General features: G+C 58.6%; 20 protein-coding genes. 15 read left to right on the top strand and 5 right to left on the bottom strand.

The window, feature by feature from the left end:
• The 3 genes from tssI to NPS47_RS23975 form a co-directional block, all read left to right on the top strand.
• The coding region (gene tssI, locus NPS47_RS23965; protein ID WP_274297223.1) for a type VI secretion system tip protein TssI/VgrG at positions 1 to 1469 on the top strand (1469 nt) is incomplete at its 5' end.
• A complete protein-coding gene (locus NPS47_RS23970) occupies positions 1466 to 2299 on the top strand; it encodes a DUF4123 domain-containing protein (RefSeq protein ID WP_274297224.1) in 834 nt (277 codons plus the stop codon). The genes tssI and NPS47_RS23970, both read left to right, overlap by 4 nt.
• A 19-nt stretch (positions 2300 to 2318) precedes the next feature.
• Positions 2319 to 4829, top strand: coding sequence for a LysM peptidoglycan-binding domain-containing protein (locus tag NPS47_RS23975; RefSeq protein WP_274297225.1), 2511 nt, complete (start codon positions 2319 to 2321; stop codon positions 4827 to 4829).
• Between the two features lie 47 nt (positions 4830 to 4876).
• Here the strand turns inward: NPS47_RS23975 and NPS47_RS23980 are convergent, their stop codons facing one another.
• The 5 genes from NPS47_RS23980 to NPS47_RS24000 form a co-directional block, all read right to left on the bottom strand.
• On the bottom strand, positions 4877 to 5878 hold the full coding sequence (locus NPS47_RS23980; protein WP_274297226.1) for a formylglycine-generating enzyme family protein: 1002 nt from the start codon (positions 5876 to 5878) through the stop codon (positions 4877 to 4879).
• A gap of 129 nt (positions 5879 to 6007) precedes the next feature.
• Complete coding sequence (locus NPS47_RS23985) at positions 6008 to 6997, bottom strand: formylglycine-generating enzyme family protein (RefSeq protein WP_274297227.1); 990 nt, start codon at positions 6995 to 6997, stop codon at positions 6008 to 6010.
• 41 nt (positions 6998 to 7038) lie between these two features.
• The gene (locus tag NPS47_RS23990) at positions 7039 to 8031 is read right to left on the bottom strand and encodes a formylglycine-generating enzyme family protein (RefSeq protein ID WP_274297228.1); all 993 of its coding nucleotides are present in this window, start codon (positions 8029 to 8031) and stop codon (positions 7039 to 7041) included.
• Positions 8032 to 8157: 126 nt separating this feature from the next.
• The gene (locus NPS47_RS23995) at positions 8158 to 9186 is read right to left on the bottom strand and encodes a formylglycine-generating enzyme family protein (protein ID WP_274297229.1); all 1029 of its coding nucleotides are present in this window, start codon (positions 9184 to 9186) and stop codon (positions 8158 to 8160) included.
• 90 nt (positions 9187 to 9276) lie between these two features.
• Positions 9277 to 10275, bottom strand: a complete 999-nt coding sequence (locus NPS47_RS24000; protein WP_274297230.1) for a formylglycine-generating enzyme family protein — start codon at positions 10273 to 10275, stop codon at positions 9277 to 9279.
• 386 nt (positions 10276 to 10661) lie between these two features.
• Here NPS47_RS24000 and tssA point away from each other — a divergent pair, with 386 nt between their 5' ends.
• The 12 genes from tssA (at position 10662) to tssK (ending at position 24955) form a co-directional block, all read left to right on the top strand.
• Complete coding sequence (tssA, locus tag NPS47_RS24005) at positions 10662 to 12218, top strand: type VI secretion system protein TssA (RefSeq protein ID WP_274297231.1); 1557 nt, start codon at positions 10662 to 10664, stop codon at positions 12216 to 12218.
• 33 nt (positions 12219 to 12251) lie between these two features.
• A complete protein-coding gene (gene tssB / locus NPS47_RS24010; RefSeq protein WP_274297232.1) occupies positions 12252 to 12755 on the top strand; it encodes a type VI secretion system contractile sheath small subunit in 504 nt (167 codons plus the stop codon).
• A gap of 28 nt (positions 12756 to 12783) precedes the next feature.
• A complete protein-coding gene (gene tssC / locus NPS47_RS24015) occupies positions 12784 to 14259 on the top strand; it encodes a type VI secretion system contractile sheath large subunit (RefSeq protein ID WP_274297233.1) in 1476 nt (491 codons plus the stop codon).
• Between the two features lie 12 nt (positions 14260 to 14271).
• A complete protein-coding gene (tssE, locus tag NPS47_RS24020; RefSeq protein ID WP_274297234.1) occupies positions 14272 to 14679 on the top strand; it encodes a type VI secretion system baseplate subunit TssE in 408 nt (135 codons plus the stop codon).
• Positions 14680 to 14766: 87 nt separating this feature from the next.
• Positions 14767 to 16554, top strand: a complete 1788-nt coding sequence (gene tssF, locus NPS47_RS24025; protein ID WP_274297235.1) for a type VI secretion system baseplate subunit TssF — start codon at positions 14767 to 14769, stop codon at positions 16552 to 16554.
• Entirely contained in the window at positions 16518 to 17525 is a 1008-nt protein-coding gene (gene tssG, locus NPS47_RS24030) for a type VI secretion system baseplate subunit TssG (RefSeq protein WP_274297236.1), read from the top strand. Before tssF ends, tssG begins: the two co-directional genes overlap by 37 nt.
• 11 nt (positions 17526 to 17536) lie before the next feature.
• A complete protein-coding gene (gene tssH / locus NPS47_RS24035) occupies positions 17537 to 20140 on the top strand; it encodes a type VI secretion system ATPase TssH (RefSeq protein ID WP_274297237.1) in 2604 nt (867 codons plus the stop codon).
• 10 nt (positions 20141 to 20150) lie between these two features.
• On the top strand, positions 20151 to 21668 hold the full coding sequence (locus NPS47_RS24040) for a sigma-54 interaction domain-containing protein (RefSeq protein WP_274297238.1): 1518 nt from the start codon (positions 20151 to 20153) through the stop codon (positions 21666 to 21668).
• Positions 21669 to 21763: 95 nt separating this feature from the next.
• Complete coding sequence (locus tag NPS47_RS24045) at positions 21764 to 21904, top strand: type VI secretion protein (RefSeq protein ID WP_274297239.1); 141 nt, start codon at positions 21764 to 21766, stop codon at positions 21902 to 21904.
• Positions 21905 to 21921: 17 nt separating this feature from the next.
• A complete protein-coding gene (tagH, locus tag NPS47_RS24050) occupies positions 21922 to 23115 on the top strand; it encodes a type VI secretion system-associated FHA domain protein TagH (RefSeq protein ID WP_274297240.1) in 1194 nt (397 codons plus the stop codon).
• 5 nt (positions 23116 to 23120) lie between these two features.
• Positions 23121 to 23627: a type VI secretion system lipoprotein TssJ gene (gene tssJ / locus NPS47_RS24055; protein WP_274297241.1), complete on the top strand. Its 507-nt coding sequence runs from the start codon at positions 23121 to 23123 to the stop codon at positions 23625 to 23627.
• On the top strand, positions 23624 to 24955 hold the full coding sequence (gene tssK, locus NPS47_RS24060) for a type VI secretion system baseplate subunit TssK (protein WP_274297242.1): 1332 nt from the start codon (positions 23624 to 23626) through the stop codon (positions 24953 to 24955). Before tssJ ends, tssK begins: the two co-directional genes overlap by 4 nt.

Raw genomic sequence — 24955 nt, forward strand, 5'->3', positions numbered from 1 at the left:
TTCAGCAAGGCACCGGGCAGGTGGCCGAGCATCCGGTCATCAGCCAGTTCTCCCGGCGCGTCAACACCCGGACCAGTACCGTCACCCGGCGCGATTACGACCTGAAACGTCCCAGCCGGTTGGTGGAAAACCGCTACACCGCCGAGTTCAAACCGGCGCTTGAGGATTACCACTACCCCACGCCGATCGACACCGAAGACCGCGGCAAACAACTGGCCCGCCGCGCCCTGGAACGGCATCGAATCGACTACCAGCTGGCCGAAGGCAAAAGCGATCAGCCGAGCCTGCGTAGCGGTCATTTCTTCGACCTGTGCGAACACCCGCGTAAAGCCTGCAACGACTTGTGGCTGTTGCTCAGCGTGAGCCACGAAGGCAAGCAGCCGCAGGTGCTGGAGGAGTCGGCCAGCAGCGAAAAACCGCCCAAAGACGGCTTCAACCAAGGCTACCGCAACCGCTTCAGTGCCATCCCCTGGGACGTGTTCTATCGACCACCGCTGGTCACCCGAAAATCGGTGCTGGTCAGCCAGACCGCTCGGGTCACCGGGCCTGAGGGCGAAGAAATCTTCTGCGATGAGCATGGCCGGGTGAAAGTCGAGTTCCATTGGGATCGCGCCGCGCTGAACAGCGACAAGAGCAGTTGCTGGCTGCGGGTTTCATCCAGCTGGGCCGGGGAGGGCTTTGGCGCGGTGACCATTCCGCGCATCGGCATGGAAGTGGTGGTGACCTACCTGGAGGGCAATCCTGACCGGCCGTTGATTACCGGCTGTGTGCCCAACACGCGCACGGCGGTGCCGTATCCCTTGCCCGCGAACAAAACCAAGACCGTGTTGCGCAGCCGCAGTTCGCCCGCCGGTGGCGGTTACAACGAACTGTCGATTGAAGACCGGGCCGGGCAGGAAAAAATCTACCTGCGTGCCCAGCGCAACCTGGAGCAGAAGATCGAGAACGACAGCCAGCTGGAGGTCGGTCACGAACGCCGGGAAACCATCAAGGGCAACAGCATTGCGGTGCTGGAGGCTGAAGACCAGCGCACCGTGACTGCGGATCGCAAGGTCGAACTCAAAGCCAACGACCACCTGCAGGTCGCCAGCAGCAGCCATACCCGGGTCGGGCAAGCACTGGTGGTTGAAGCGGGTCAGCAAGTGCACCTCAAAGCAGGCGCCCATGTGATCCTCGATGCCGGCGCCAGCATCACCTTGAAAGGCGGCGGCCAGCACATTGTGGTCGGGCCTGGCGGCATCTTCAGCAGTAGCGAGATTCAAATCGGCGGCGCACCCGCTGCGGGAACCGCTGCTTCCCCCGTGCTGCCTGGAATGCTTGAAGGGCTGTCGACCCCCGCTGCATTAGCGCTTCCCAGCCTGGCGTCCTATCAACAGCAATCGCTGGCCGGTGCGCTCTTGCCGCTTCCGGGTTGCCAGCTCGATGCATCAGGTCAATGTCCCGTCCATCAACCAGGTGAAACGCCATGATTCACTCCGTCGCGTCACCCTTTCAGGCGCCCGCAGCGTCAGGAACCTTGTGTGTGATTGTGGATGCCGGTGTTGATCCGGACTTGCAGGCTCATCTTGAGCAGGCCATGAGCGACGGCACTCAACGTTGCGTCCCGCTATTCGACAACACGCCCTATACCGCCTTGCAGATCGCAGGGCCATTCGCCTTGCTGGGTCCGCTGACCGGTACGTTGCTGGCGTATGCCCGTACGTTGCTTGAGCAGGCCGATGCCGGGTGTGTGGCCTACCTCAAGAATGAACAGGCCTTCGACCAGGCCGTTGAACATTGGCGCAGCCTGCTCACGGTCAGCACCGATGAATCACCCGCCCGGATGATGCGCTTTTTTGAACCGCGCTGGCTGGAGCCGTTGCTGAGCAGCCTCGATGAAACCGAGCTGTTGCGGTTCATGGGGCCGGCTACCGACATTGCCTGGCGCAACGAACTGGGCTGGCGTCATCAGGCGCATCCACACCCGGAATTTGAACCTGACGTTCAAGCCCCAGGTTGGTTGCACCTGGGGCACGAGCGCCAGGCCCTGATGGATCAGCAGCGCTTGAAGGTACTGGCCGGGCGTTTTGCTCAGGATTATCAGGCGGTATTGCCCATGCCCGAGCCGGTGGCTTTTGTGTACCGGCAGCTCCGGGCAGCCCAGCAAGCAGGGTACCTGCAACCGGCCGAGCAGGAGCGCTGGTTGCGCCTGTCGCTGAGCAAGGGCGATGGCTTCTGGGGTCAATCTGCGCACACCGAACTATTGGCTCGTGAAGATTTGGGTCTTGGCGACAAGCTGATTGAGCTTGAGCGCCTCTAAGTCACAAGGACGATGATCAATGAGCAGCACTTACACCGTTAAATATGGCGATACCCTGGGGCAGATTGCCCGCCAACATGGCGCGAAAGTAGCTGAGATCCAGGCGCTTAACCCGATCATCAGCCACCCCGACCACATCAAGCCCGGCTGGGAGCTGAAACTTCCCGGTTCGGCGCCAAAGCCCGAACTGCCGCCACCGATGCATGCGCATAACACCAGTTCGACCACGGTCAAAGGCCAAGCCGAATGTGACGAGGAACTGGTTGACGTCGCGCACATTACTGGCGAGCCGCATTTCTATGTATTGACCGACAAGCAGTCCAAGGCGCTGAAGCAGGAAATCAACGCGGTGCAGAAGCTGATGGATGAACTGCATCAGAATCTGGCCAAAGCCTTGCCCGCGCTGCAGTGCAAGAAGCTTCAGGACTCCAAGGCCAGTTGCGCCTGTGCGGGCTGCGTCAAAGAGGCCTGGGCGGAGAAGGCCGAAGGAGCCGGGTTGCTGATGCGCGAGAGCAAACCGCAGCCCGCCACAACTGTGCCCCTCACCACTGCCAAAGACCTGCAGAGCAGACTGGCGACTTTGCAGGAAGCGCGTGACTGGTATCAGGACTACAAACCCGGTGTGTTTAGCACCACGCAATTCGAGTCCAACTGGAAGTCCTTGCAGAACAAGAAGGTCCTGGAACTGGATCGGGAAATCGGCAAACTCCGTGCCGAACTGGCGCAAGTGAAAGAAGCCGAGCCGGAAGACAGTGCAACGAATGCCAAGAGCGCCGTCCCTGACCTTAAATATGGTCAGGGGGTCAGCTCTGCACGCAAGAAGGGCAAACAAACCAAGACCGGCATTAACGTGGTGGAAATCATCCTGTTCAGCGACCCCACCCGGCGCCACTACATCTCGATCCCGTACCGCGAAACCACCTCTTGGAAGGTTCGCGTCTCGACGCGGATCATGGCCGGCAAACCGTTCAGCAAACAACTGGCAAGCGACCTGATCAAGGACATCAAGGCGAGGGTCGGTGCCGGGCGCAAGGCCGGCCCTTTGGGCAGCCTTGAATTCAAGCTCATCAGTTGGAACAGCAAAAAGGACAACCTGCTCAACGCCTTGTATCAGGAAGCAACGTGGACCTCCAACCAGAGCGACGCCGCCCCCTATGCCGTATCGGCAGAGGCTCAGGCGCTGCGTTTCGCCGCCAGCACCAGTGCCGGAGTGAATAGCTGGAATCCCCAGGAAGGCAGCATCGATGTAGGGGGCAAAGCCAGTGCGGCAATTTCAATGGCGGAGGCTTCGGTTTCACTGAATGCGTACTTCCCTGACCAGGGCGGGCATGTTGCGAACATGTCCTATCGCAATGCCTTGGGTAAGGAGGTGCTGCATCCCATGGGGGTGTTTCGCCTGAGCGGCAAGTTGGAGTTGTCATGCTTTGCGGGTGCCAAGATGCAGGGTGAGGCCGGAGTTAAAACGCAGTACAAGCCTGACGAAACCCCGGCAGGTGCTACTGCTTTGTTAGGTACTCCGTCTATCGGGGTCGGCCCCAATGGCAACATTGGGGCCAAATGCGATCTGTTTGCCGGGGCGCAAGTAGGCGGCGTGCTAAGCGGTTCCTTTGAGTGGGTGGCGCCGGACAAGCAAGGGACGGGAGAGGCAGTCGTCGGCCAGGCCAATGCCAGCAGCAATTGGGTCGCGTTGGCGAAAATCAGCGCGGAAGGGAATGCGGCTTTGGGGATAGGAGGGGACGGTGAGTTTGGTCTAAGTATTACCAATAACCGGTTGGCATTTAATTGCAGAGGATCGCTTGTGTTAGGTCCGGGGGCTGGGGGCGGATTTGGTACGGTGGTGGATATCGAGGAGGTCGGGAAGCTGACATTGCTGCTTTGCAATGCGTTGGCGGATATGGACTATAGGTATCTATTGGGGGTGACTGAGGATGCTTTCCAGTATATGGCCTCGGGGTTGTATCAAGTGGCGACTTCTCCAACTGCGACGATCAGCAAGGCGTTTGAAGACGGTTTTAACGATATGGCTTTATGGTGGAAAGAGAGGCAGGCCACCAAGATTGAGGCTGAGGCACTGGCTGACTACTTGATTGCACATAAGGAAGATAAAATCATGAGAGTTGGTGAGCAGGAAGTACCTCTCCGTGTATTGCCACCGGAAACCATTGGTCCAATGGTTTACCTGCTAACAGAGGGTGTGGCCGCGGGAAGGATTGGCATGTTCAACGAAAAACAGGAGCGGGCTCTGGTCATTCTTCTTTCCGAAGTACGTCGCTGGCGGCAATTCATGGAGGTGTTAGAGCATTGTTCGCTCGGCGGAAAAAAGGTCAATGCCATGGGTAGTTTGGAGCGAATCAACGCCTTGCTCGATGGGTATGAACAAAATCAGTTCAATCGTTTTATTGACAGTCTCGCGATTAATCAGTCACCCAGCAACTCAGATCGAGCACCTTGGAATCCTAGCAATGCTTGGCGTAAAGAGAAGGTGCTCCTAGCCGCACAGCGCAGTGGTAAGTTTGATGGATTGGCCTAATGTTTGAAAAATAATAAGGGCGCGATTTCGTCCTTAATATCTTTGGCCTATAGAGGCTGATCGGATTGAATCGCGCAGCGGAAGCTAAAGCCTGGGACATGCCGCTTTCTTACAGGTTCTTCTCCCCAGCGCCGCACCGTACTAGCACTAAGTAACGGGCCTTCGCCGTACCCTGATCCTCTGAGGGTACGTAGTTTGCCTGTCTTAGGGCCGGTAGGGTTTTCAAGTGGTGAACGGCGGTAATAGTCTTTGTCGTACCAATCATTGACCCAGTCAGTGGCATTTCCAGAAAGGTTGTAAATTCCTAGTGGGTTAGGCACAAAGCTATCAACGGCAAAGGTGAGGCGATCACCTTTGCCGGATGCAGGAAAATTACGCCCATAGTTCAGACTCCCATTATCAGTAGAAAAAAACACATGCTGGCCACGATTCCGGGCGGCAAATTCCCACTGGGCCTCTGTAGGCAGATCCACTGGAAAACCACTCAGTCTTCCTAACCAACCGCAATACTCCTTGGCCTCTTGCCAACTTTTGGTCGGTGCAGGAAGGGTGGGCGAATAAATAATTTCCTTCAAATCTTCTCGCTTACGATTTTCTGCATCAAACAATGGTTTGCCCTGAGCGACAAAAAACAAATCGAAATCCCCCAGGGTTGTCTGGTATTTCGATAAAGAGTAACTGCTCAGCTTAACCGGATGAACGAAGTCATCATCACCGTGCATGCTGATACGTCCCATCCGCTCCGGGTCCACACCGCATGGCCAGTCGCACATATTTGTAGGATCATCATCATACGGCCAACCAAAATCCCCCATCTGAAACTCGCCACCTTCGACAAACACCATATTGTCCAGCGACCGCACGACGGTATTCAACAGCTTGCCGCGAATCTCGGTGGAAAGCTTTGGATATTTCTGATCAATAGTAGCAGCGATCTGGGCGACTTTTTCGGGAGGAAGTTTCTGGCTTTCAGGCAGGGGAAGCGATTGCGCCTGGCAGCCTGTCAGCAGTAATAGTGTGCAAAGAGGTAGCAGTGTATGCCTGTACATAGGTAAATCCTTATGTCTAATGAGCGAGTCGAAAGCCATGTATGACGTGCAGTCATTAGGGGCGGCTTAGCTTAAAGTTATTGGTGCTAATAACAGTAAGTATGGTCAAGAGTTTCTTTGGTGTTTAAATCAGAACGGTATTGCTGATTGAATAGAACAGCGAAAACTGACGCCGGCATAATGGCCGCCTTGTGTCGGATCAACGCCCCAGCGGCGCACCGTGCTGGCGCTTAGAGTCGGGCCCTCTAGCATATTTGCACCTCGCCATACTCGTTGGGTTCCCGTGTCTGGTCCTTGAGGATTTTCGACAGGCGAATATCGATAATAATCTTTATCATACCAGTCATTAATCCAGTCCGTTGCGTTGCCGGAAAGATTGTAGATCCCCAGTGGGTTAGGGACAAATTTATCTACTGGAAATGTGTCCATTTCATCGGGCTGTGGAAAGTTTCTCCCGTAATTCAAATTGCCATTATCTGTAGGGAAGATCACATACTGTCCGCGATTACGGGCAGCGAACTCCCACTGCGCTTCCGTCGGTAGATCAACGGGGTAACCACTCAACTGACTTAGCCAACCGCAGTATTCCTCCGCCTCTTGCCAGCTTCTGGCGGGGGCCGGAAGATTGGGGCTGTGTAGAGATTTTAAATCTTCACGTTCACGGCGTTCGGAATTAAAAACAGGTTTTCCCTGAGCAATGAAAAATAAATCGAAGTCACCTATTGTTGTCTGAAATTTCGACAAGTAGTAGCTGCTCAGCCTAACGGGATGAACGAAGTCATCATCTCCGAAAATTGTGATGTGCCCCATCCGCTCCGGCTCTACCCCGCAAGGCCAGTCACATAAATTTTCGGGATCATCATCATACGGCCAACCAAAATCCCCCATCTGGAACTCACCACCTTCGACAAACACCATATTGTCCAGCGACTGCACAACGGTATTCAGCAGCTTGCTGCGGATCTCGGTGGGAAGCTTTGGATATTTCTGATCGATAGTAGCAGCGATCTGGGCGACTTTGTCGGGCGACAGTTTTTGGCTTTCAGGTAGGGGAAGTAATTGCGCCTGGCAGCCTGTTAGTAATAGTGTACAAAGAGGCAACAGTGTCTGCCTAAACATAGGTAAATCCATACGCCTAAGAGTGTCCATGTTATTTCAAATCAGAACGGTGTTGTTGACTGAACTGCGCAGCGAAAACTGACTGTAGGGTAGTAATTTTTTTGTACCGGCTCAACACCCCAGCGGCGAACGGTACTGGCAGTCGCAACTGTATCTTCCAGCACACTCGTGCCTCGTCTAATTCGTTGGGTGCCTGTGTCTGGTCCTTGCGGATTTTCGACGGGTGAATACCGGTAATAATCTTTGTCGTACCAGTCATTGACCCAGTCTGTCGCGTTGCCCGAAAGGTTGTAGATGCCCAGCGGATTAGGGACAAATTTATCGACTGGAAATGTTCTCAGCTCACCTGGCTCTGGGAAGTTTCGTCCGTAGTTCAGGCTACCATTATCTGTAGGGAACACTACATGCTGGCCGCGGTTTCGAGCAGCGTATTCCCATTGCGCTTCCGTCGGTAGATCAACCGGATAACCACTCACCTGACCCAGCCAGTAACAGTAATTCTTAGCCTCTTGCCAGCTTTTAGTAGCTGCAGGAAGGTTCGGTTGATAACGATAGTTTAAATCTTTTCGCTTCCTATGTTCTGTGTCATATAGCGGTTTGTCGTGAGCTGTAAAAAACAAATCGAAGTCTCCCAGGCTAACTTGGAATTTCGATAAATAGTAGCTGCTCAACTTGACGGAGTGAACGAAGTCGTCATCTCCGAACATAGTGATATGCCCCATGCGCTCCGGCTCTACCCCGCAAGGCCATTCACATAAATTTTCGGGATCATCATCATACGGCCAACCAAAATCTCCCATCTGAAACTCGCCACCTTCGACAAACACCATGTTGTCCAGTGATTGCACCACAGCATTCAACAGCTTGCCGCGGATTTCAGTGGAAAGCTTTGGATATTTCTGATCGATGGTAGCAGCGATCTGGGCGACTTTTTCGGGCGGCAGTTTCTGGCTTTCTGGCAGGGGAAGCGATTGCGCCTGGCAGCCTGTCAGCAGTAATAGTGTGCAAAGAGGCAACAGTGTCTGCCTAAACATAGGTGAGTCCTTATGCCTAATGAGCGAGTCGCAAACCATGTGTAACGTACAATCTTTAGGGGTAGCTTAGCTTAAAGCTATTGGTGCTCTTAATAATGAATGTGGTCAGTATCCTTGTTTTTTCAATCAGAACGGTATTGCTGTCTGGATTGCGCAGCGAAAACTGACGCCGGCATAATAGTCCTTTTGTGTCGGCTCAACACCCCAGCGGCGGACGGTGCTGGCACTCAGCAATGGATCCTCCAGCATATTTGTACCCCGCCAAACTCGTTGGGTACCGGTGCCTGGCCCTTTAGGATTTTCGACGGGAGAATAGCGATAATAGTCTTTGTCATACCAGTCATTGACCCAGTCAGTCGCATTTCCAGAAAGGTTGTAAATTCCCAGTGGGTTAGGGACAAACAGGTCTACCGGGAAAGTGTCTGATCTATTGGGTTCTGGGAAATTTCGTCCGTAGTTCAAGCTACCATTATCTGTAGGGAATATTACATGCTGGCCGCGATTTCGAGCAGCATATTCCCATTGCGCTTCAGTCGGTAGATCCACGGGATAACCACTGAGCTGACCCAGCCAGCCGCAATAATCCTTGGCTTCTTGCCAGCTTTTAGTAGGCGCGGGAAGATTTGGTTGAAAGAGATGCTGTAGGTCTTTACGCTTTCTATATTCGTAATCGAATAGCGGCTTACCGTGAACAGTAAAAAACAAATCGAAGTCCCCAAGCTTCACTTGAAATTTCGATAGGTAGTAGCTACTCAACTTTACAGGGTGAACGAAGTCGTCATCTCCGAACATCGTGATGTGGCCCATCCGGTCCGGCTCGACCCCACACGGCCAGTCACATAAATTTGCAGGGTCATCATCATACGGCCAACCAAAATCCCCCATCTGAAACTCGCCACCTTCGACAAACACCATATTGTCCAGCGACTGCACGACGGTATTCAACAGCTTGCCGCGGATCTCGGTGGAAAGCTTCGGGTATTTTTGTTCGATAGTAGCAGCGATCTCGGCGACTTTGTCGGGCGATAGCTTCTGACTTTTAGGGTGGGGCAATTGCGCTTGACAGCCTGTCAGCAGTAAAACACCGAAAGGTATTAGAATTCGCCTTGCCAAAGGGGTGTCGCTGTATATGTGAAATAATTTCTCTATGGCCATAAATTAAGTTGCTCAATTGTTTGTTGGTAATCTAATCTTGGTGATAAGAAGAAAGGGCGGAGTATTTATATTGCCCTCATTGATACAGCTCTATAGCTGCTTATTGGATTTAATCGCGCAGCGGAAGCTATAGCCTGGAACATGCTGTTTTCTTACAGGTTCCTCTGCCCAACGCCGTACAGTACTAGCACTGAGCAACGGGTCTTCTGGATAATTCGATCCTCTAAGAACCCGGTGTACGCCTGTTTCGGGGCCAGTAGGATTTTCCAGTGGTGAATGGCGGTAATAGTCTTTGTCGTACCAATCGTTGACCCAGTCGGTGGCATTTCCAGAAAGGTTGTAAATCCCTAGCGGGTTAGGGACAAAGCTGTCAACGGCAAAGGTAAGGCGTTGACCTTTACCGGGCGCAGGAAAGTTACGCCCATAGTCCAGGCTTCCATTGTCGGTAGAAAAAAATACATTTTGGCCACGACTCCGAGCGGCATACTCCCACTGGGCCTCCGTAGGCAGATCCACTGTAAAGCCACTCAGTGCCCCTAGCCAGGTGCAGTAGTCTTTGGCTTCTTGCCAGCTTTTCGTTGGCGCAGGTAGGTTTGGCGCGTAAAACAATTCTTGCAAGTCCTCTCGCTTGCGATCTTCTGCATCGAAGACGGGTTTGCCTTGAGCGATAAAGAACAGATCGAAATCCCCTAGGGTTGTTTGGTATTTCGACAGGGAGAAACTGCTCAACTTAACAGGGTGAACGAAGTCGTCGTCACCGTGCATGCTAATACGGCCCATCTGTTCTGGGTCCACGCTGCATGGCCAATCGCACATATTTGTAGGGGCATCATCATACGGCCAACCAAAATCCCCCATCTGAAACTCGCCGCCTTCGACAAACACCATATTGTCCAGCGACTGCACGACGGTATTCAACAGCTTGCTGCGGATCTCGGTGGAAAGCTTTGGATATTTCTGATCGATAGTAGCAGCGATCTGGGCGACTTTTTCGGGAGTCAGTTTCTGGCTTTCAGGCAGGGGAGGTGACTGCGCCTGGCAGCCTGGCAGTAGCAATAGAGCAAAAAGGGAAAATAGTGTTTTTTCCATTGGAAAGTCCTGATATCTGCTCGGCGAAGCCTTAAATTTTCATGTTTCACGTCTAGCCAGGCCTCAGGGTTTCCCTGGGCTGAATTGATATCCAGTGTCACTCGCTCACCACAAATTTTCAATGCCGCTACTTGATGGTCGGCGCTTCTAATCATTGCTCTGGGAAAATTCCCACAGGTCTTTAAGAAACGTCTTATGGGAACTCTTGCCCGTGCAGAGTATCTTCGGATTTCGATTTTTCTGTCGCGTTGCACGGCGTTGATAAGCGACTTTTGCTTATGTTGAAGGCGGGTGCCCGGGGCAGCATGTTCTGGATATTTCGCTCATGCGCAAAGCAAATTAAAGCCAAGGGTTTGCATCGGTCAACTTCAATGAAAAAGTCATAAATGTCTTACTCAAGCAAGCTATCAGCTCACTATCTAGCGCTCGCGAAGTCGGCGATTGGCGAACAAGGTTTTGCCGGCGAAGACGTTCGATTTTCGAGCGAGTTCGAGGCATTGGAAAATGAGCTGGCCAAAGCACAATCGATGCATGAAAGCGGCCAGATCGACTGGCTGAAAGTGCAAGAGAGTGCCGAGGGCTTGCTGCGTACTCAATCCAAGGATCTGCGGGTTGCAGCCTGGTTGACCTGGGCGCTGTACCAGCGTGAATCCTTCCCGGGCCTGGTGGCAGGGATTGGCTTGCTGCACCACCTGTGCGAACACCATTGGCCGCAGGTTCACCCTGCCAAAGGGCGCACGCGTGCGGCGGCGGTCAACTGGCTGGTGCTGCGTCTTGAGCAAGTGTTGAGCGATAGCATTCCGATCAAGGAGCAGTTGCCCTTGTTCCGCTGCATGGTCGAGCACCTGGAAGGCCTGGATGCCTTGCTCACAGCGCATCTGGCGGATGACGCGCCTTTGCTGTTGCCGCTGTGCCGTCGCTTGAACACCATGGTCCAGCGTGCCGCGGACAATCAGCCGGAGCTTGGTATCGCCCGTGCGGTAGCGGCACAAGTCCAGCAGGCGGCCGCCCAGCTGTTCACCCCCGGTGCCCCGGTCGACAACGAGAAGGAAGCCCAGAAGGCCCTGCGTGCGTTGCAGGAAGGCGCCCGTCCCCTGTGCGCCTGGTGGCTCAAGCAGAAAGCCGTCGATACGCGCGCGCTACGCTTGAATCGCACCCTGCTGTGGCTGCCCATCGATGCCGTGCCCGAGCGCAACAGCGAGCAGATCACTGCTCTGCGCGGGCTGCCGGTCGACAAGCTGAAGGCTTACCAGGAACGCTACAGCAACGGGCAATACGCCGATCTGCTGGTGGAGGTCGAAGCCAGTCTGGCGCGGGCGCCGTTCTGGTTCGACGGCCAGCGCCTGGTCTGGGAATGCTTGCAGGCGTTGCACGCCGATCAGGCGATGCGCGAAGTGGAGTTTCACTTCGCGCTCCTGCTCCAGCGCTTGCCCGGGATCGTCGAACTGCGCTTTCACGACGGCGCGCCGTTCGCCGACCCGGCCACCCGCAGCTGGATCAGCGCCCACGTCATGCCTCATCTGCAAAGCGCCAGCGAGCCGCGCAAGGTCGAAGCGAGCGCCGGCCAGCCGGCCTGGGAAGAAGCCCTCGAGCAGGTAGCGCCGATCCTGCGCAAGGATGGCCTCAAGGCGGCCGTGCAGATCCTCAAGCAAGGCCTGCAACACGCCCACGGCGGGCGCGCACGGTTTTTCTGGCAGCTCAGCCTGGCCCGCCTGTGTTTCATGGCCAAGAAGTACGAACTGGTCAAAACCCAGCTCGAAACCCTCGATCAAGAACTCCAGCACTCGGGCCTGCACGCCTGGGAGCCGGAGCTTGCCCTGGAAGTGCTGCACATGCTGCACAACTGCTGTGAGTTGTTGCCGCAGAACCACACGGTACGAGAACGCAAGGAAGAGATTTATCGCAGGCTGTGCCACCTCGATCTTGAAGTGGTACTCGAATAGGCCTCAGGGCCAACAACCGCAAGGAGAAAAGCCATGGCCAAAGAAGGCTCGGTAGCCCCCAAGGAACGCATCAACGTCACCTTCAAACCCGCCACCGGCGGGGCTCAGGAAGAAATCGAACTGCCGTTGAAGCTGCTGGCAATCGGCGATTACACCCAGCGCCTGGACGAGCGCAAGGTGGAAGACCGCAAGCCGATCAGCATCGACAAAGTGACCTTCGACGAAGTCCTGGCCAAGCAGGAACTGAGCCTGACGCTGAGCGTGCCTAACCGTCTTCAGGACGACAGCGACAGCGAAGAGTTGGCAGTTCAGCTGCGTGTCAATTCGATGAAGGACTTCAACCCGGCCAGCCTGGTTCAGCAGGTGCCGGAGCTGAAAAAACTGATGGAGCTGCGCGACGCGCTGGTTGCGCTTAAAGGGCCGTTGGGTAACGCCCCTGCATTCCGTAAAGCCATCGAAGGTGTACTCGCCGACGACGAATCGCGCGGTCGGGTGCTCGGTGAGCTGGGCCTGAACGCCGCCACCCCGAACGCCTGAGCCACTATCAGTCAAGGAAGCCAACACAATGAGCACCAGTGCAGCACAACAGAAAAGCAGCGACAACGGCGAGTTCAGCATTCTCGACAGCATCATCGCCGAAACCCGCCTGACGCCGGACGACGAGGCCTACGACATCGCCAAGCGTGGGGTGTCGGCCTTCATCGAAGAGCTGCTCAAGCCGCAGAACGACGGTGAGCCGGTCAAGAAGGCCATGGTTGACCGCATGATCGCCGAGATCGATGCCAAGCTCAGCCGTCAGATGGACGAGATCCTTCACCACCAGGACTTCCAGTCCCTGGAGTCGGCCTGGCGGGGCCTGCAGTTGCTGGTGGAACGCACCAACTTCCGCGAAAACATCAAGATCGAAATCCTCAACGTCTCCAAGCAGGACCTGCTGGACGACTTTGAAGACTCGCCGGAAGTGATGCAGGCCGGCCTCTACAAGCACATCTACACCGCTGAATACGGCCAGTTCGGTGGCCAGCCGGTCGGCGCGATCATCGCCAACTACTTCATGTCGCCCAGCTCGCCAGACGTCAAGCTGATGCAGTACGTGTCCAGCGTTGCCTGCATGTCCCACGCGCCCTTCATCGCCGCGGCCGGTCCGAAGTTCTTCGGCCTGGAAAGCTTCACCGGCCTGCCGGACCTCAAGGATCTGAAAGATCACTTCGAAGGCCCGCAATTCGCCAAATGGCAGAGCTTCCGCCAGTCGGAAGACGCGCGCTACATCGGCCTGACCTTGCCGCGCTTCCTGTTGCGCAACCCGTACGATCCGGAAGAGAACCCGGTCAAATCCTTCGTCTACAAGGAAACCGTTGCCAACAGCCACGAGCACTACCTGTGGGGCAACACCGCGTACGCCTTCGGTACCAAGCTGACCGACAGTTTCGCCAAGTTCCGCTGGTGCCCGAACATCATCGGCCCGCAAAGCGGCGGTGCGGTAGAAGACCTGCCGCTGCATCACTTCGAAAGCATGGGCGAAATCGAAACCAAGATTCCAACCGAAGTGCTGGTCAGCGACCGTCGTGAGTACGAGCTGGCCGAGGAAGGTTTCATCTCCCTGACCATGCGCAAAGGCAGTGACAACGCCGCGTTCTTCTCCGCAAGCTCAGTGCAGAAGCCGAAATTCTTCGGCATCAGTGCCGAAGGCAAGTCCGCCGAGTTGAACTACAAGCTCGGCACCCAGCTGCCGTACATGATGATCGTCAACCGCCTTGCGCACTACTTGAAAGTGCTGCAGCGCGAGCAACTCGGGTCGTGGAAAGAACGCACCGACCTCGAGCAGGAGCTCAACAAGTGGATCCGTCAGTACGTGGCCGACCAGGAAAACCCGAGTGCCGAAGTGCGTGGCCGTCGTCCGCTGCGCGCCGCGCAGATCATCGTCAGCGATGTCGAAGGTGAGCCGGGCTGGTACCGCGTCAGCCTGAACGTGCGCCCGCACTTCAAGTACATGGGGGCCGATTTCACCTTGTCGCTGGTTGGCAAGCTGGACAAAGAGTAAAGGAGCCAGGTCATGAGCGGATACGGCAGCCTTTTCGAACGCCTGAGTGGCGAGGCCGGCAAACGTGCCGGCTTGAGCCGCGAGGTTGGCGCCATGGCGTCGGTGGCTGCCCATCTGGACAAGATGCTCAGCACCCGTGCGGGCAGCGTGCAGACGCTGGCCGATTACGGGTTGCCCGATCTCAACGACATGCGCCTGAGTCTGCACGACGCCCTGAGCCAGGCGCGCGTGGCCATCGAGAACTTCATCGAGGCCTATGAGCCGCGCCTGAGCAAGGTGCGTGTCGTTTCCCTGCCGCGTGACCACGATCAGCTGCGCCTGTCCTTCAACATTGAGGGCCTGCTGGAAGTTGATGGTTTCAAGCGTCAGGTCTGTTTTACCGCGCGCCTGGATGGCAGCGGCAAGGTCAAGGTCAGCTAAGCCGGCGACGATGTCAGCCACACGCGCGTCGTTGCCAATGCTACTGACTTCACAACGTTAACGAACACGAAAAGCAGGGAGCCCAAAGTGTCCTTCAACCACTACTACCAAAGCGAACTCACCGCCCTGCGCCAGCTCGGCCGCCGCTTCGCCGAGCGTAGTCCGGCGTTGGCGCCATTTCTCGGCGAGGCCGGGCGGGACCCGGATGTGGAGCGCCTGCTCGAAGGGTTCGCTTTTCTCACCGGACGTCTGCGCCAGAAGCTCGATGACGAGCTGCCGGAGCTGAGTCACTCGCTGATGCATCTGTTGTGGCCGAACTACATGCGCCCGCTGCCGGCGTTCAGCATTCTCCAGTTCGAGCCGCTCAAGCAGTCCGGGCCGGCCCTTTGCGTGGCGCGTGATACGCCGGTGGAGAGCCAGCCCATCGATGGTGTGAGCTGCCGTTTCCGCACCTGCTACCCGACCGATATCCTGCCGCTGAACCTGACGGCACTGAATTACTCGATGACAGGGGATGGCGCGTTGCTCAGCCTGCGTCTGGAGATGAGCTGCGACGGCCATCTCAGCGAGGTGAACCTGAGCCGTCTGCGCCTGCACCTGGCGGGCGAGCGCTATATCAGCCAGATGCTCTACCTGAGCCTGCTGCGCAACCTCGAAGGCATCGAGCTGGTGCCGCTGGACAAGGACGGCAAACCGTTTCCAGGGGAGGGCAGCAGCACTGTGTCGTTCAAGCTGTCAGGCAATCGCGTGCAGCCAGTGGGCTTTGCCGAAGAAGAGGCACTGATCCCGTATCCGCTGAATACGTTTCGCGGTTATCGCTACCTGCAGGAGTACTTCGCGTTTCAGGACAAGTTCCTGTTCGTCGATCTGGACGGCCTGGAGCTGCTCTCGTCGCTGCCGCAGGACACCCTCAAGCAGGCACACGGCCTGGAAGTGCGCTTCGACATTCGCAAGAGCGGCATCCAGCGCCTGCGCCCGACCCTGGAAAACGTCAAGCTGTATTGCACGCCCATCGTCAACCTGTTCAAGCACGATGCCCTGCCGATCCGCCTCGACGGCAAACAGGATGAGTACCTGTTGCTGCCGGCCGTCTACGAGCTGCAGCACTGCGGGGTGTTCTCGGTGGACGCCGTGACCGGCTGGGACCCCGGCAGCCTGACTTACCAGGACTATGTGCCGTTCGAGTCGTTCGAGCACGACCCGAGTTTCGATGTCTCGCAACGACGTCCGCACTACAGCGTCCGCCAGCGGACTTCGCTGCTGCACGATGGCCTGGACACTTACCTGAGCTTTGCCATCCGTGACACCGAGGTCCACGAAACCCTGTCCATCGAGCTGACCTGCACCAACCAGAACCTGGCGCGGCGTCTCAAGCTTGGCGAGATCAACCGGTCGTGTGCGCAGACCCCGGAGTTCCTCAGGTTCAGCAATATTACTGCGGCTACCTCGAGTTACGCGCCACCGCTGAATCGCGACTTCCTGTGGAAGCTGATCAGCAACATGTCGCTCAACTATCTGTCGCTGGCCAACCTCGATGCGCTCAAGGTGATCCTCGAAACCTACGACCTGCCGCGCTACTACGACCAGCACCTGGAAAAAGTCAGCAAGCGCCTGCTGAACGGGCTCAAGTCGATCCGTCACGAGCATGTCGACAGGTTGCATCGCGGCTTGCCGATGCGCGGTTTGCGCACCGAGCTGACCATCGACCCGGAAGGTTACATCGGCGAGGGCGACATGTTCGTGTTCGCCTCGGTCCTCAACGAATTTTTCGCTCTTTACGCCAGTCTCAACTCGTATCACGAGCTGCGGGTAAAAAGTACACAGGGAGAGGTGTACCAATGGACACCCCGTATGGGCCTGCAGCCCCTGCTTTAAGCGGACTGACACGGGTCGTGCGCGAGTACTCGCTGTACCAGGCCGTGCTGGTGGTGGTGAGCCGCCTGCGCGATGCCCATCCAGAACTGAGCGAAGAGGAACTCTACGACCAGCTGGAGTTCCAGGCCAATCCGAGCCTGGGTTTCCCGGGCAGCGACGTCGATCGCGTGGAGTTTTTTCACGAGCACGGGCAACTGCGTGCGCGGCTGCGTTTCAACCTGATCGGGCTGTTCGGCTCCGGATCGCCGCTGCCGGCGTTTTACGGTGAGCAGGCCCTCGGCGACAACGAGGACGGCAACCCGACCCGCCACTTCCTCGATCTGTTCCACCATCGTCTGCAGCGGTTGATGCTGCCGATCTGGCGCAAGTACCGCTACCGCGCCAGTTTCAAGAGCGGTGCGCTCGACCCGTTTTCGGCCCAGCTGTTCGCCCTGATCGGCCTTGGTGGCGAGGACATCCGCAAAGCCAGGGAGCTGAACTGGCGACGCCTGCTGCCGTACCTCGGCCTGCTCAGCCTGCGGGCCCACTCGGCGGCACTGATCGAGGCCGTACTGCGTTACTACTTCAAGCATGCGCAGCTGGTGATCGAGCAGTGCATCGAGCGCCGGGTAGAGATTCTCGAAGAACAACGCAACCGCTTGGGCCGCGCCAACAGCGTGCTTGGCCAGGATCTGGTGCTGGGCGAGGGCGTGCGCGACCGCTGCGGCAAGTTCCGCATTCATATCCGTCAGCTGGACTGGCAGCGCTTTCACGAATTCCTGCCGATCGGTTTCGGCTACCAGCCGCTTTGCGCGTTGGTGCGCTTCACCCTGCGTGATCCGCTGGACTACGACATCCGCCTGGTCCTGCGCCAGGAAGAAATACGCGAGCTGCGCATCGGTGAGCAGAACGCCTGCCACCTCGGCTGGACCAGCTGGCTCGGCCGCGAACGCGCGGACGGTGTGGTGACCCTGGGCAGCAAATCTCTTTAAGGACAGATGACATGATCAACGTAGATCTGCAGCAACTTATCCAGGCACTTGACGCCGAAACCCGCCGCGATCTGGAAAGCTCCGCCGAGCGCTGCGTCGCCCGGGGTGGCAGCAAGATCCTGATCGAAGACCTGCTGCTGAGCCTGCTGGAGCGACCGCAGGGCCTGCTTGCACGTGCGTTGCAGGACGCCGACGTGGACCTCAGCGAACTGAGCGCGGCCTTGCAGACGCGGGCAGAGCAGAGTGCTTCGCGCAACCCGGTGTTCGCCCCCGAGCTCGTGCAATGGCTGCAGGATGCCTTGCTGGTGGCCAACCTCGAACTCGGTCAGAGCCAGGTCGAACAGGCGGCGCTGATCCTGGCGCTGTTGCGCAATCCGATGCGCTACGCCGGCAGCCGTTACCAGCCGCTGCTGGCCAGGCTGAACATCGAACGCCTGAAGGATTTTGCCTTGTCGCAGCAGCCAGCGCCGGGCATGGGCAAACCGCCAGCGCCGGGTGAGTCACTATTGCAGCGCTTCACGCACAACCTGACCCAGCAGGCACGCGAAGGCAAGCTCGATCCGGTGCTGTGCCGCGACGACGCGATCCGCCAGATGGTCGACATTCTCGCCCGTCGCCGCAAGAACAACCCGATTGTGGTCGGCGAGGCCGGCGTCGGTAAAACTGCCGTGGTCGAAGGCCTCGCCTCGCGCATTGCCACCGGTGAAGTGCCGCAGGTGCTCCAGGGCGTTGAGTTGCTCGCGCTGGACATGGGGCTGCTGCAGGCGGGCGCCAGCGTCAAGGGTGAGTTCGAGCGCCGCCTCAAGGGCGTGATCGACGAGGTCAAGGCCTCGCCCAAGCCAATCATTCTGTTTATCGACGAGGCCCACACCCTGATCGGTGCGGGGGGCAATGCGGGCGGTTCCGACGCGGCCAACCTGCTCAAGCCCGCCCTGGCCCGAGGCGAGCTACGCACCATCGCGGCCACGACCTGGGCCGAGTACAAGAAGTACTTCGAGAAAGACCCGGCGCTCGCCCGTCGTTTCCAGCCGGTGCAGCTGCATGAGCCGACGGTCGGCGAGGCGGTGACCATCTTGCGTGGCCTGGCCCGGGTCTACGAGAACAGCCATGGTATCTACCTGCGCGATGATGCGGTGGTGGCTGCGGCCGAACTGTCGGCCCGTTACCTGGCCGGCCGGCAACTGCCGGACAAAGCCGTGGACGTGCTAGACACTGCCTGTGCCCGGGTGCGCATCAGCCTGGCGGCGCCGCCCCAGCGTCTGGAACGCCTGCGTGGCGAGCTGGCTGAAGGTAACCGCCAGCTTCAGGCGCTGCGCCGCGATGGCGAAGCGGGTCTGACGATCGATCAGCAAGCACTGGATGCGCTGGAGAATCGTCTGGCACTGGCCGAGGCCGAGCAGCAAACCCTGGAAACCCTGTGGAGCGAGCAGCGCACGCTGGCTGAGCGCCTGCTCGAACTGCGCCAGCAACTGGCCAAGGCCCGCGAAGCGGCCAGCCAGCCAGCGTTGGTGTCGGTGGCAGAGGGGCAGGGCGTCGAGGTCCTGGAAGCCGCCCTTGATGAAGCCCATCGCGCCCTGAGCGATGCCCAGCGTCAAGAACGTCTGGTCAGCTTCGAAGTCTGTCCACGCCTGGTGGCCGAAGTGATCAGCGCCTGGACCGGTGTGCCGCTGTCGCAACTGGCCCGTGAGCACAATGCCAAAGTGGCCAGTTTCGCCAGCGACTTGCGCACCCGTATTCGTGGTCAGGAACAAGCGGTGCAGGCACTGGACCGTTCGATGCGCGCCACCGCCGCCGGCCTGAACAAGCCGGATGCGCCGGTGGGCGTATTCCTGCTGGTGGGGCCGAGCGGCGTCGGCAAAACCGAAACCGCCCTGGCCCTGGCGGACCTGCTGTACGGAGGCGAACGGTTCATCACCACCATCAACATGTCCGAGTTCCAGGAAAAACACACCGTGTCGCGGCTGATCGGTGCGCCCCCAGGCTATGTTGGCTACGGCGAGGGCGGCATGCTCACCGAGGCCGTGCGGCAGAAGCCGTATTCGGTGGTGCTCCTCGATGAGGTCGAGAAAGCCGACCCGGATGTGCTCAACCTGTTCTATCAGATCTTCGACAAAGGCGTGGTCAACGATGGCGAAGGGCGTGAGATTGATTTTCGCAATACCCTGATTCTGATGACCTCGAACCTGGGCAGCGAGCGGATCAGCACGCTGTGCGAGAACGGCGAACGACCGAGTGCCGAGATACTGGAAGAAACCATCCGTCCGGTCCTCAGCAAGCATTTCAAACCAGCGCTGCTGGCGCGTATGCGCGTTGTGCCGTACTACCCGGTGGGTGGCCCGGTGCTGCGTGAGCTGATCGAAATCAAGCTCGGCCGTCTGGGTGAGCGCCTTAGCCGTCGCCAGCTGGAATTCAGCTATTGCCAGAATCTGGTCGATCACCTGGCCGAACGCTGCACCCAGAGCGAAAGCGGCGCGCGTCTGATCGATCACTTGCTCGACTTGCATGTGCTGCCGTTGGTGGCCGACCGCCTGCTGGATGCCATGGCCACTGGCGAGTGCCTCAAGCGCGTGCACGCGACGTTCGACAGCGGCGGCGTGACGTGCGAGTTCGCCTGAGGTGGGTGCGATGTTCACGCGTGTAGCGCAACCTTTGGTCTACGCCGAGGCGCTGCTGGCCCAGTTCACCCAGCTGTCCCGGGCGGCTGACGCTGCCACGTTGCTAGGCGATTTCGTGCGCGCTGCGGCCACGCTGAGCAATTGCGAGCTGAGCCAGCTGTACCTGCTGGACGCTACCCATACCCGGCTCGAACTGAGCACCGAATGCCTGGGCGGCTTCCTGCAACCACGGGAAGCGCAGAGCCTGGCGGCGGATTACAACGGTGAGCAGCTGCTGCAATTCGCCCTGTGCCAGAACCGCACGGTGAGCCTGGTCGGGCTGAGTGGCAGTGTGCACGAAACCAGCTTTCTGCCGGCCCAGGACGTACCCTGGCAGTCGCTGTTGTGCGTGCCGCTGGTGAATGCACAAAAGGCTGTAGCAGGTCTGTTGCTGTGCGCCAGCCGTGAACATGTGGAGCTTCAGGTGTTCGCCGATTCCCTGCTGCAACTGGGCGCGTTCGTGCTCGGGCAACTGCATCTGCTGCAGCACCCGCGCCGTGCGCAAGGCGAGGCGACAGCGGTGGCCAGCCCGCCGGTCAGCGCCAGCGGTTACGGGCTGATCGGCAACAGCACGGCCATGCGTCAGACCTGCCGGATGATCAGCAAGGTGCTGCACAGCCCCTATACCGTATTGCTCTGTGGCGAGACCGGCACCGGCAAGGAAGTGGTGGCCCGCGCTATTCATGACTGCGGCCCGCGGCGCTCGCGGATGCTGGTCGTGCAGAACTGCGCGGCGTTCCCGGAGAACCTGCTGGAGAGCGAGCTGTTCGGCTACCGCAAAGGTGCCTTCACCGGAGCCGATCGCGACCGGCCCGGGCTGTTCGATGCAGCCAATGGCGGCACCCTGTTGCTGGACGAAATCGGCGACATGCCATTGTCCCTGCAAGCCAAGCTGTTACGCGTGCTGCAGGAGGGCGAGATTCGTCCGCTGGGGTCCAACGACACGCACAAGATCGATGTGCGCATCATCGCCGCGACCCATCGCGACCTGGCTGTGCTGGTCAGCGAAGGCACGTTTCGCGAAGACCTGTACTACCGCCTGGCGCAGTTCCCGATCGAGTTACCGCCCCTGCGCCAGCGTGAAGACGACATCCTCGAGCTGGCCCGGCACTTCGCCGCCAAGGCCTGCGACTTCCTGCAGCGCGCCCCGGTGAGCTGGTCGGAGTCCGCCCTCAATCACCTGTTGAACTACAGCTTTCCGGGCAACGTGCGTGAGCTCAAGGGCCTGGTGGAGCGCGCGGTGTTGTTGTGCGAGGGCGGCGAGTTGCAGGCCGGGCACTTCTCCCTGAGCAGCGAAGCACTGCCGGAAGAACCCGGGCTGAACCTGCGTGAGCGTCTGGAAAAGGTCGAGCGCCATCTACTGCTCGATTGCCTGCGCAAGAACGACGGCAATCAGACCCTGGCGGCCCGTGAGCTGGGGTTGCCCAGGCGCACGCTGCTGTACCGCCTCGGGCGGCTGAACATCAATCTCGGCGACTTCGAGGGCTAGCACGACATGGCTGGCCCGAGCGTCTTTTTCCTTTCTCGGAGCGTCGCCCGCAAGGGCCGGTGCTTCGGACTTTGTCTATCCATGGAGACCTTCCGATGTCTGTTCGTCACTGGCAAGCCGCGCTGCTGGCTCTAGTCGTTCTCAGCGGCCTCGGCGGCTGTAGCGGCAATTACAAATTCAATGACAACACCTATCGCCCCTTGGGTGATCCGCAGGCGGTCAATCGCGGCAAGTGAGCGCAAGGAGCATCATGATGGAACTGATTTTCGACTTGCTGAAAAGCAAGCAGGCCGTGCCCGCAGCGTTGCGCAGTAAAACGTTCGACGCGGCGGGCGGTGCGATCGGGCGGGCCGAGGATTGCTACTGGTTCCTTGAGGATAAAACGCGTGAGTTGTCCAACCACCACGCGATCGTCAGCTATCGCGACGGGTCTTTTTTCCTCACCGATTCCAGCACCAACGGTACCCAGGACATCGACAGCGGCGCCTATCTGCGCCCGGGCGAGCCGCAGCGTATCGAGCACGGCAGCGTCTACAGGCTGGGGGGCTTTCAGGTCCGCGCGCGGCTGGTGCGCGATCCGGCGACTGTCGATGTCGAGGCCGGTCGTCCTCAGGCCGCTGGCAGTACCATTCCCGATGACGCGTTCCTCGACCTTGATCCGCTCAACGCCCTGGATGAACAGGAGCGGATGTATTCGGAAATCGACGAGTTGGCCGCGCTCGACACGCCGCGTCAGGAACCACAGCAACGCGCAGATTTCGCCCGTATCGACATGGAAAGCCTGCTGGTGCCGGAGTTGGTGGCGCCGCCCGAGGTGCCGGTCGCTGTCGAGCCGGCCCCGATGGCGCGCCAGAGTGAAACCTTCTGGGAACGCTTCGGTGCAGCGCTGGGGGTGGATCTCAAAGGCCTCGATCAGGACAGCCGCGAAGCCCTGGCGATCAATGCCGCACGCCTGCTCAAGCAAAGCATTGGTGGATTGCAGCAGAGCCTGCGCACCCGTAGTGAGCTGAAGAACGAATTGCGTCTGGCGCTGACCAGCGTCCAGAGCGGCAGCAGGAACCCGCTCAAGTTCGCCCAGGACGCCAGTGAAGCGCTGAGCATCCTGCTGCAGGAGAGCAAGTCAGGCCAGTTGCCGGCGGAGCAGGCAATCGCCCGGGCGTTTAACGACTTACAGGCGCATCAGGTGGCGTTGTTGACGGCCAGCCGCGCGGCGATGCGCAGTACCCTCGAGCACTTCTCGCCACAGCAGCTGACCCTGCGTTTCGAACGCGACAGCAAACCGCTGCTGGCCACTTCCGGCAGCCGTTGGCGGGCATACCACCGCTATCACCAGGCGCTGCGTGAGGATGATGACTGGAGCGAGCGCCTGCTGGCCCGTGACTTCGCCCAGGCCTACGAAGAACAGATTCGCCTGATCGCCACCCTTCACACCGAACACCAAGGATGAAACGCATGTCTCGCTGCTCGACCCTGTTACTCAAGATGCTGGCTGCGTTGACGGCTCTGGCATTGCTGGCCGGTTGCTCGTCGCTGTCGCCGTACTCGAGCATGACCAAGCTGAACCTCAAGCTGACCGCCAGCGACCGGCTCAACCCGGACCTCAACGGTCGGCCGTCGCCGATTGTGGTGCGGCTGATCGAACTCAAGCATCCGGTGGCCTTCGAGAACGCCGATTTCTTCAGCCTTTACGAACGCGCCAAGGAGTCCCTGGCACCGGACCTGGTGACCAGCGAAGAGCTTGAGTTGCGCCCGGGTGAAACCGTCGAACTCAAGCTCAGCGTCGAAGACGGCAGCCGCTACGTCGGTGTGCTTGCCGCCTACCGCGACCTGGCGGACACCCAGTGGCGCTATGTGGTCCAGCTCACGCCGGTGGCGCTTACCGAAGCCGATCTGACCCTCGACCAGGCCGGCATCCGCTCCAGCAATGCAACGCTCGCCAAGGCGGACAAGTCATCATGAATATGCATAAGGTCATTTGGCAGGAAGGCATGCTCCTGCGTCCGCAGCATTTCCAGCATAACGATCGTTACTACGACTACCAGATGAAAACCCGCACGCAGCTGCTGGGCAGCTATTGCTGGGGGTTTCTGGGGCTGGAGATCGATCTGCAGTTCCTCAACATGGGCAAACTGGTGATCAGTCAGGCCTGCGGCATCTTTCCCGACGGCAGTCTGTTCGAGCTGGGGGGCAACACCGAGCCGATGGTCCTCGACGTGCCGCCGAACACCGGCAATACCCCGGTCTACCTGTCGTTGCCGCTGGTCACCGGCAACCACATCGAGGCGCGCCGTGCGGAGCAGTCCGATGTGCTGGCGCGTTACATCGCCTATGAGGTGCCGGTGGCCGACTCCAACGCCGGCGACGATTCCAGCAGCCAGATCAGCTGCGCCCGCCCGGACATGCGCCTGCTGCTTGGCGAGCAACAGAGCGACCAGGCTTATGTGAAGCTCAAGCTCTGCGAAATCCTCGATACCACGCCGGATGGGGTGATCAAGCTCGACCCCGAGTTCGTGCCGACTTTCATCCACGCCCATGCGTCGAGCTACCTGCTGTCGTGCCTGAAGGAGGTGATCAGCATGCTCAGCCATCGCGGCGACTCCCTGGCCGAACGGATTCGTTCCAACGGCAAGGTCGGTGGTGCCGAAGTCGGCGACTTCATGATGTTGCAACTGATCAACCGCACCGAGCTGCTGCTGCGCCACTACCTGGACCTGGAACAGGTGCATCCACAGGAGCTGTACCGCACGCTGCTGACCATGCTTGGCGACCTGGCGACCTTCTCCAGCGACAGCAAACGGCCACGGCTGGACAGTCGCTACCAGCACAGCGATCAGGGTGCGAGCTTCCGCACCTTGATGGACGCGATCCGCCAGGTGCTGTCGATGGTGCTCGAACAGCACGCCATTGAACTGGAGCTGCAGGCGCGTCAGTACGGGATCACTGTCGCGCCGTTGCACGACCACAAGTTGCTGGGTTCGGCTTCGTTCGTCCTCGCCGCCAGTGCCAGCTGCGACTCCGAAGAACTACGCCATCGCTTGCCGGCGCACCTCAAGGTCGGCGCGGTGGAGCAAATTCGCCAACTGGTTAACCTGCACCTGCCAGGGATCAAGGTTAAGCCCTTGCCGGTGGCGCCACGGCAGATCGCGTTCCACGCCAACAAAACCTATTTCATCCTCGAATTCACTGCCGAAGACCTGGCGCAACTGGAGCGCTCTGGCGGTTTCGCCTTCCATGTGTCCGGCGAATTCGCTGAACTTGAACTGAAATTCTGGGCGATAAGAAATTGA

This window comes from Pseudomonas putida (assembly GCF_028682475.1).
In the GTDB taxonomy this organism is placed as follows: Bacteria; Pseudomonadota; Gammaproteobacteria; order Pseudomonadales; family Pseudomonadaceae; genus Aquipseudomonas; species Aquipseudomonas putida_AG.

What these genes read in the sequence shown, in the direction of transcription:
- tssB (WP_274297232.1), top strand. Translation starts at nt 12,252, where the DNA reads ATGGCCAAAGAAGGCTCGGTAGCCCCCAAGGAACGCATCAACGTCACC.
- tssC (WP_274297233.1), top strand. Translation starts at nt 12,784, where the DNA reads ATGAGCACCAGTGCAGCACAACAGAAAAGCAGCGACAACGGCGAGTTC.
- NPS47_RS24040 (WP_274297238.1), top strand. Translation starts at nt 20,151, where the DNA reads ATGTTCACGCGTGTAGCGCAACCTTTGGTCTACGCCGAGGCGCTGCTG.
- tssA (WP_274297231.1), top strand. Translation starts at nt 10,662, where the DNA reads ATGTCTTACTCAAGCAAGCTATCAGCTCACTATCTAGCGCTCGCGAAG.
- tssJ (WP_274297241.1), top strand. Translation starts at nt 23,121, where the DNA reads ATGTCTCGCTGCTCGACCCTGTTACTCAAGATGCTGGCTGCGTTGACG.
- NPS47_RS23985 (WP_274297227.1), bottom strand. Translation starts at nt 6,997, where the DNA reads ATGTTTAGGCAGACACTGTTGCCTCTTTGTACACTATTACTAACAGGC.
- NPS47_RS23970 (WP_274297224.1), top strand. Translation starts at nt 1,466, where the DNA reads ATGATTCACTCCGTCGCGTCACCCTTTCAGGCGCCCGCAGCGTCAGGA.
- tagH (WP_274297240.1), top strand. Translation starts at nt 21,922, where the DNA reads ATGGAACTGATTTTCGACTTGCTGAAAAGCAAGCAGGCCGTGCCCGCA.
- NPS47_RS23990 (WP_274297228.1), bottom strand. Translation starts at nt 8,031, where the DNA reads ATGTTTAGGCAGACACTGTTGCCTCTTTGCACACTATTACTGCTGACA.
- tssK (WP_274297242.1), top strand. Translation starts at nt 23,624, where the DNA reads ATGAATATGCATAAGGTCATTTGGCAGGAAGGCATGCTCCTGCGTCCG.
- tssG (WP_274297236.1), top strand. Translation starts at nt 16,518, where the DNA reads ATGGACACCCCGTATGGGCCTGCAGCCCCTGCTTTAAGCGGACTGACA.
- NPS47_RS24045 (WP_274297239.1), top strand. Translation starts at nt 21,764, where the DNA reads ATGTCTGTTCGTCACTGGCAAGCCGCGCTGCTGGCTCTAGTCGTTCTC.
- tssE (WP_274297234.1), top strand. Translation starts at nt 14,272, where the DNA reads ATGAGCGGATACGGCAGCCTTTTCGAACGCCTGAGTGGCGAGGCCGGC.
- NPS47_RS23975 (WP_274297225.1), top strand. Translation starts at nt 2,319, where the DNA reads ATGAGCAGCACTTACACCGTTAAATATGGCGATACCCTGGGGCAGATT.
- NPS47_RS23980 (WP_274297226.1), bottom strand. Translation starts at nt 5,878, where the DNA reads ATGTACAGGCATACACTGCTACCTCTTTGCACACTATTACTGCTGACA.
- NPS47_RS23995 (WP_274297229.1), bottom strand. Translation starts at nt 9,186, where the DNA reads ATGGCCATAGAGAAATTATTTCACATATACAGCGACACCCCTTTGGCA.
- NPS47_RS24000 (WP_274297230.1), bottom strand. Translation starts at nt 10,275, where the DNA reads ATGGAAAAAACACTATTTTCCCTTTTTGCTCTATTGCTACTGCCAGGC.
- tssH (WP_274297237.1), top strand. Translation starts at nt 17,537, where the DNA reads ATGATCAACGTAGATCTGCAGCAACTTATCCAGGCACTTGACGCCGAA.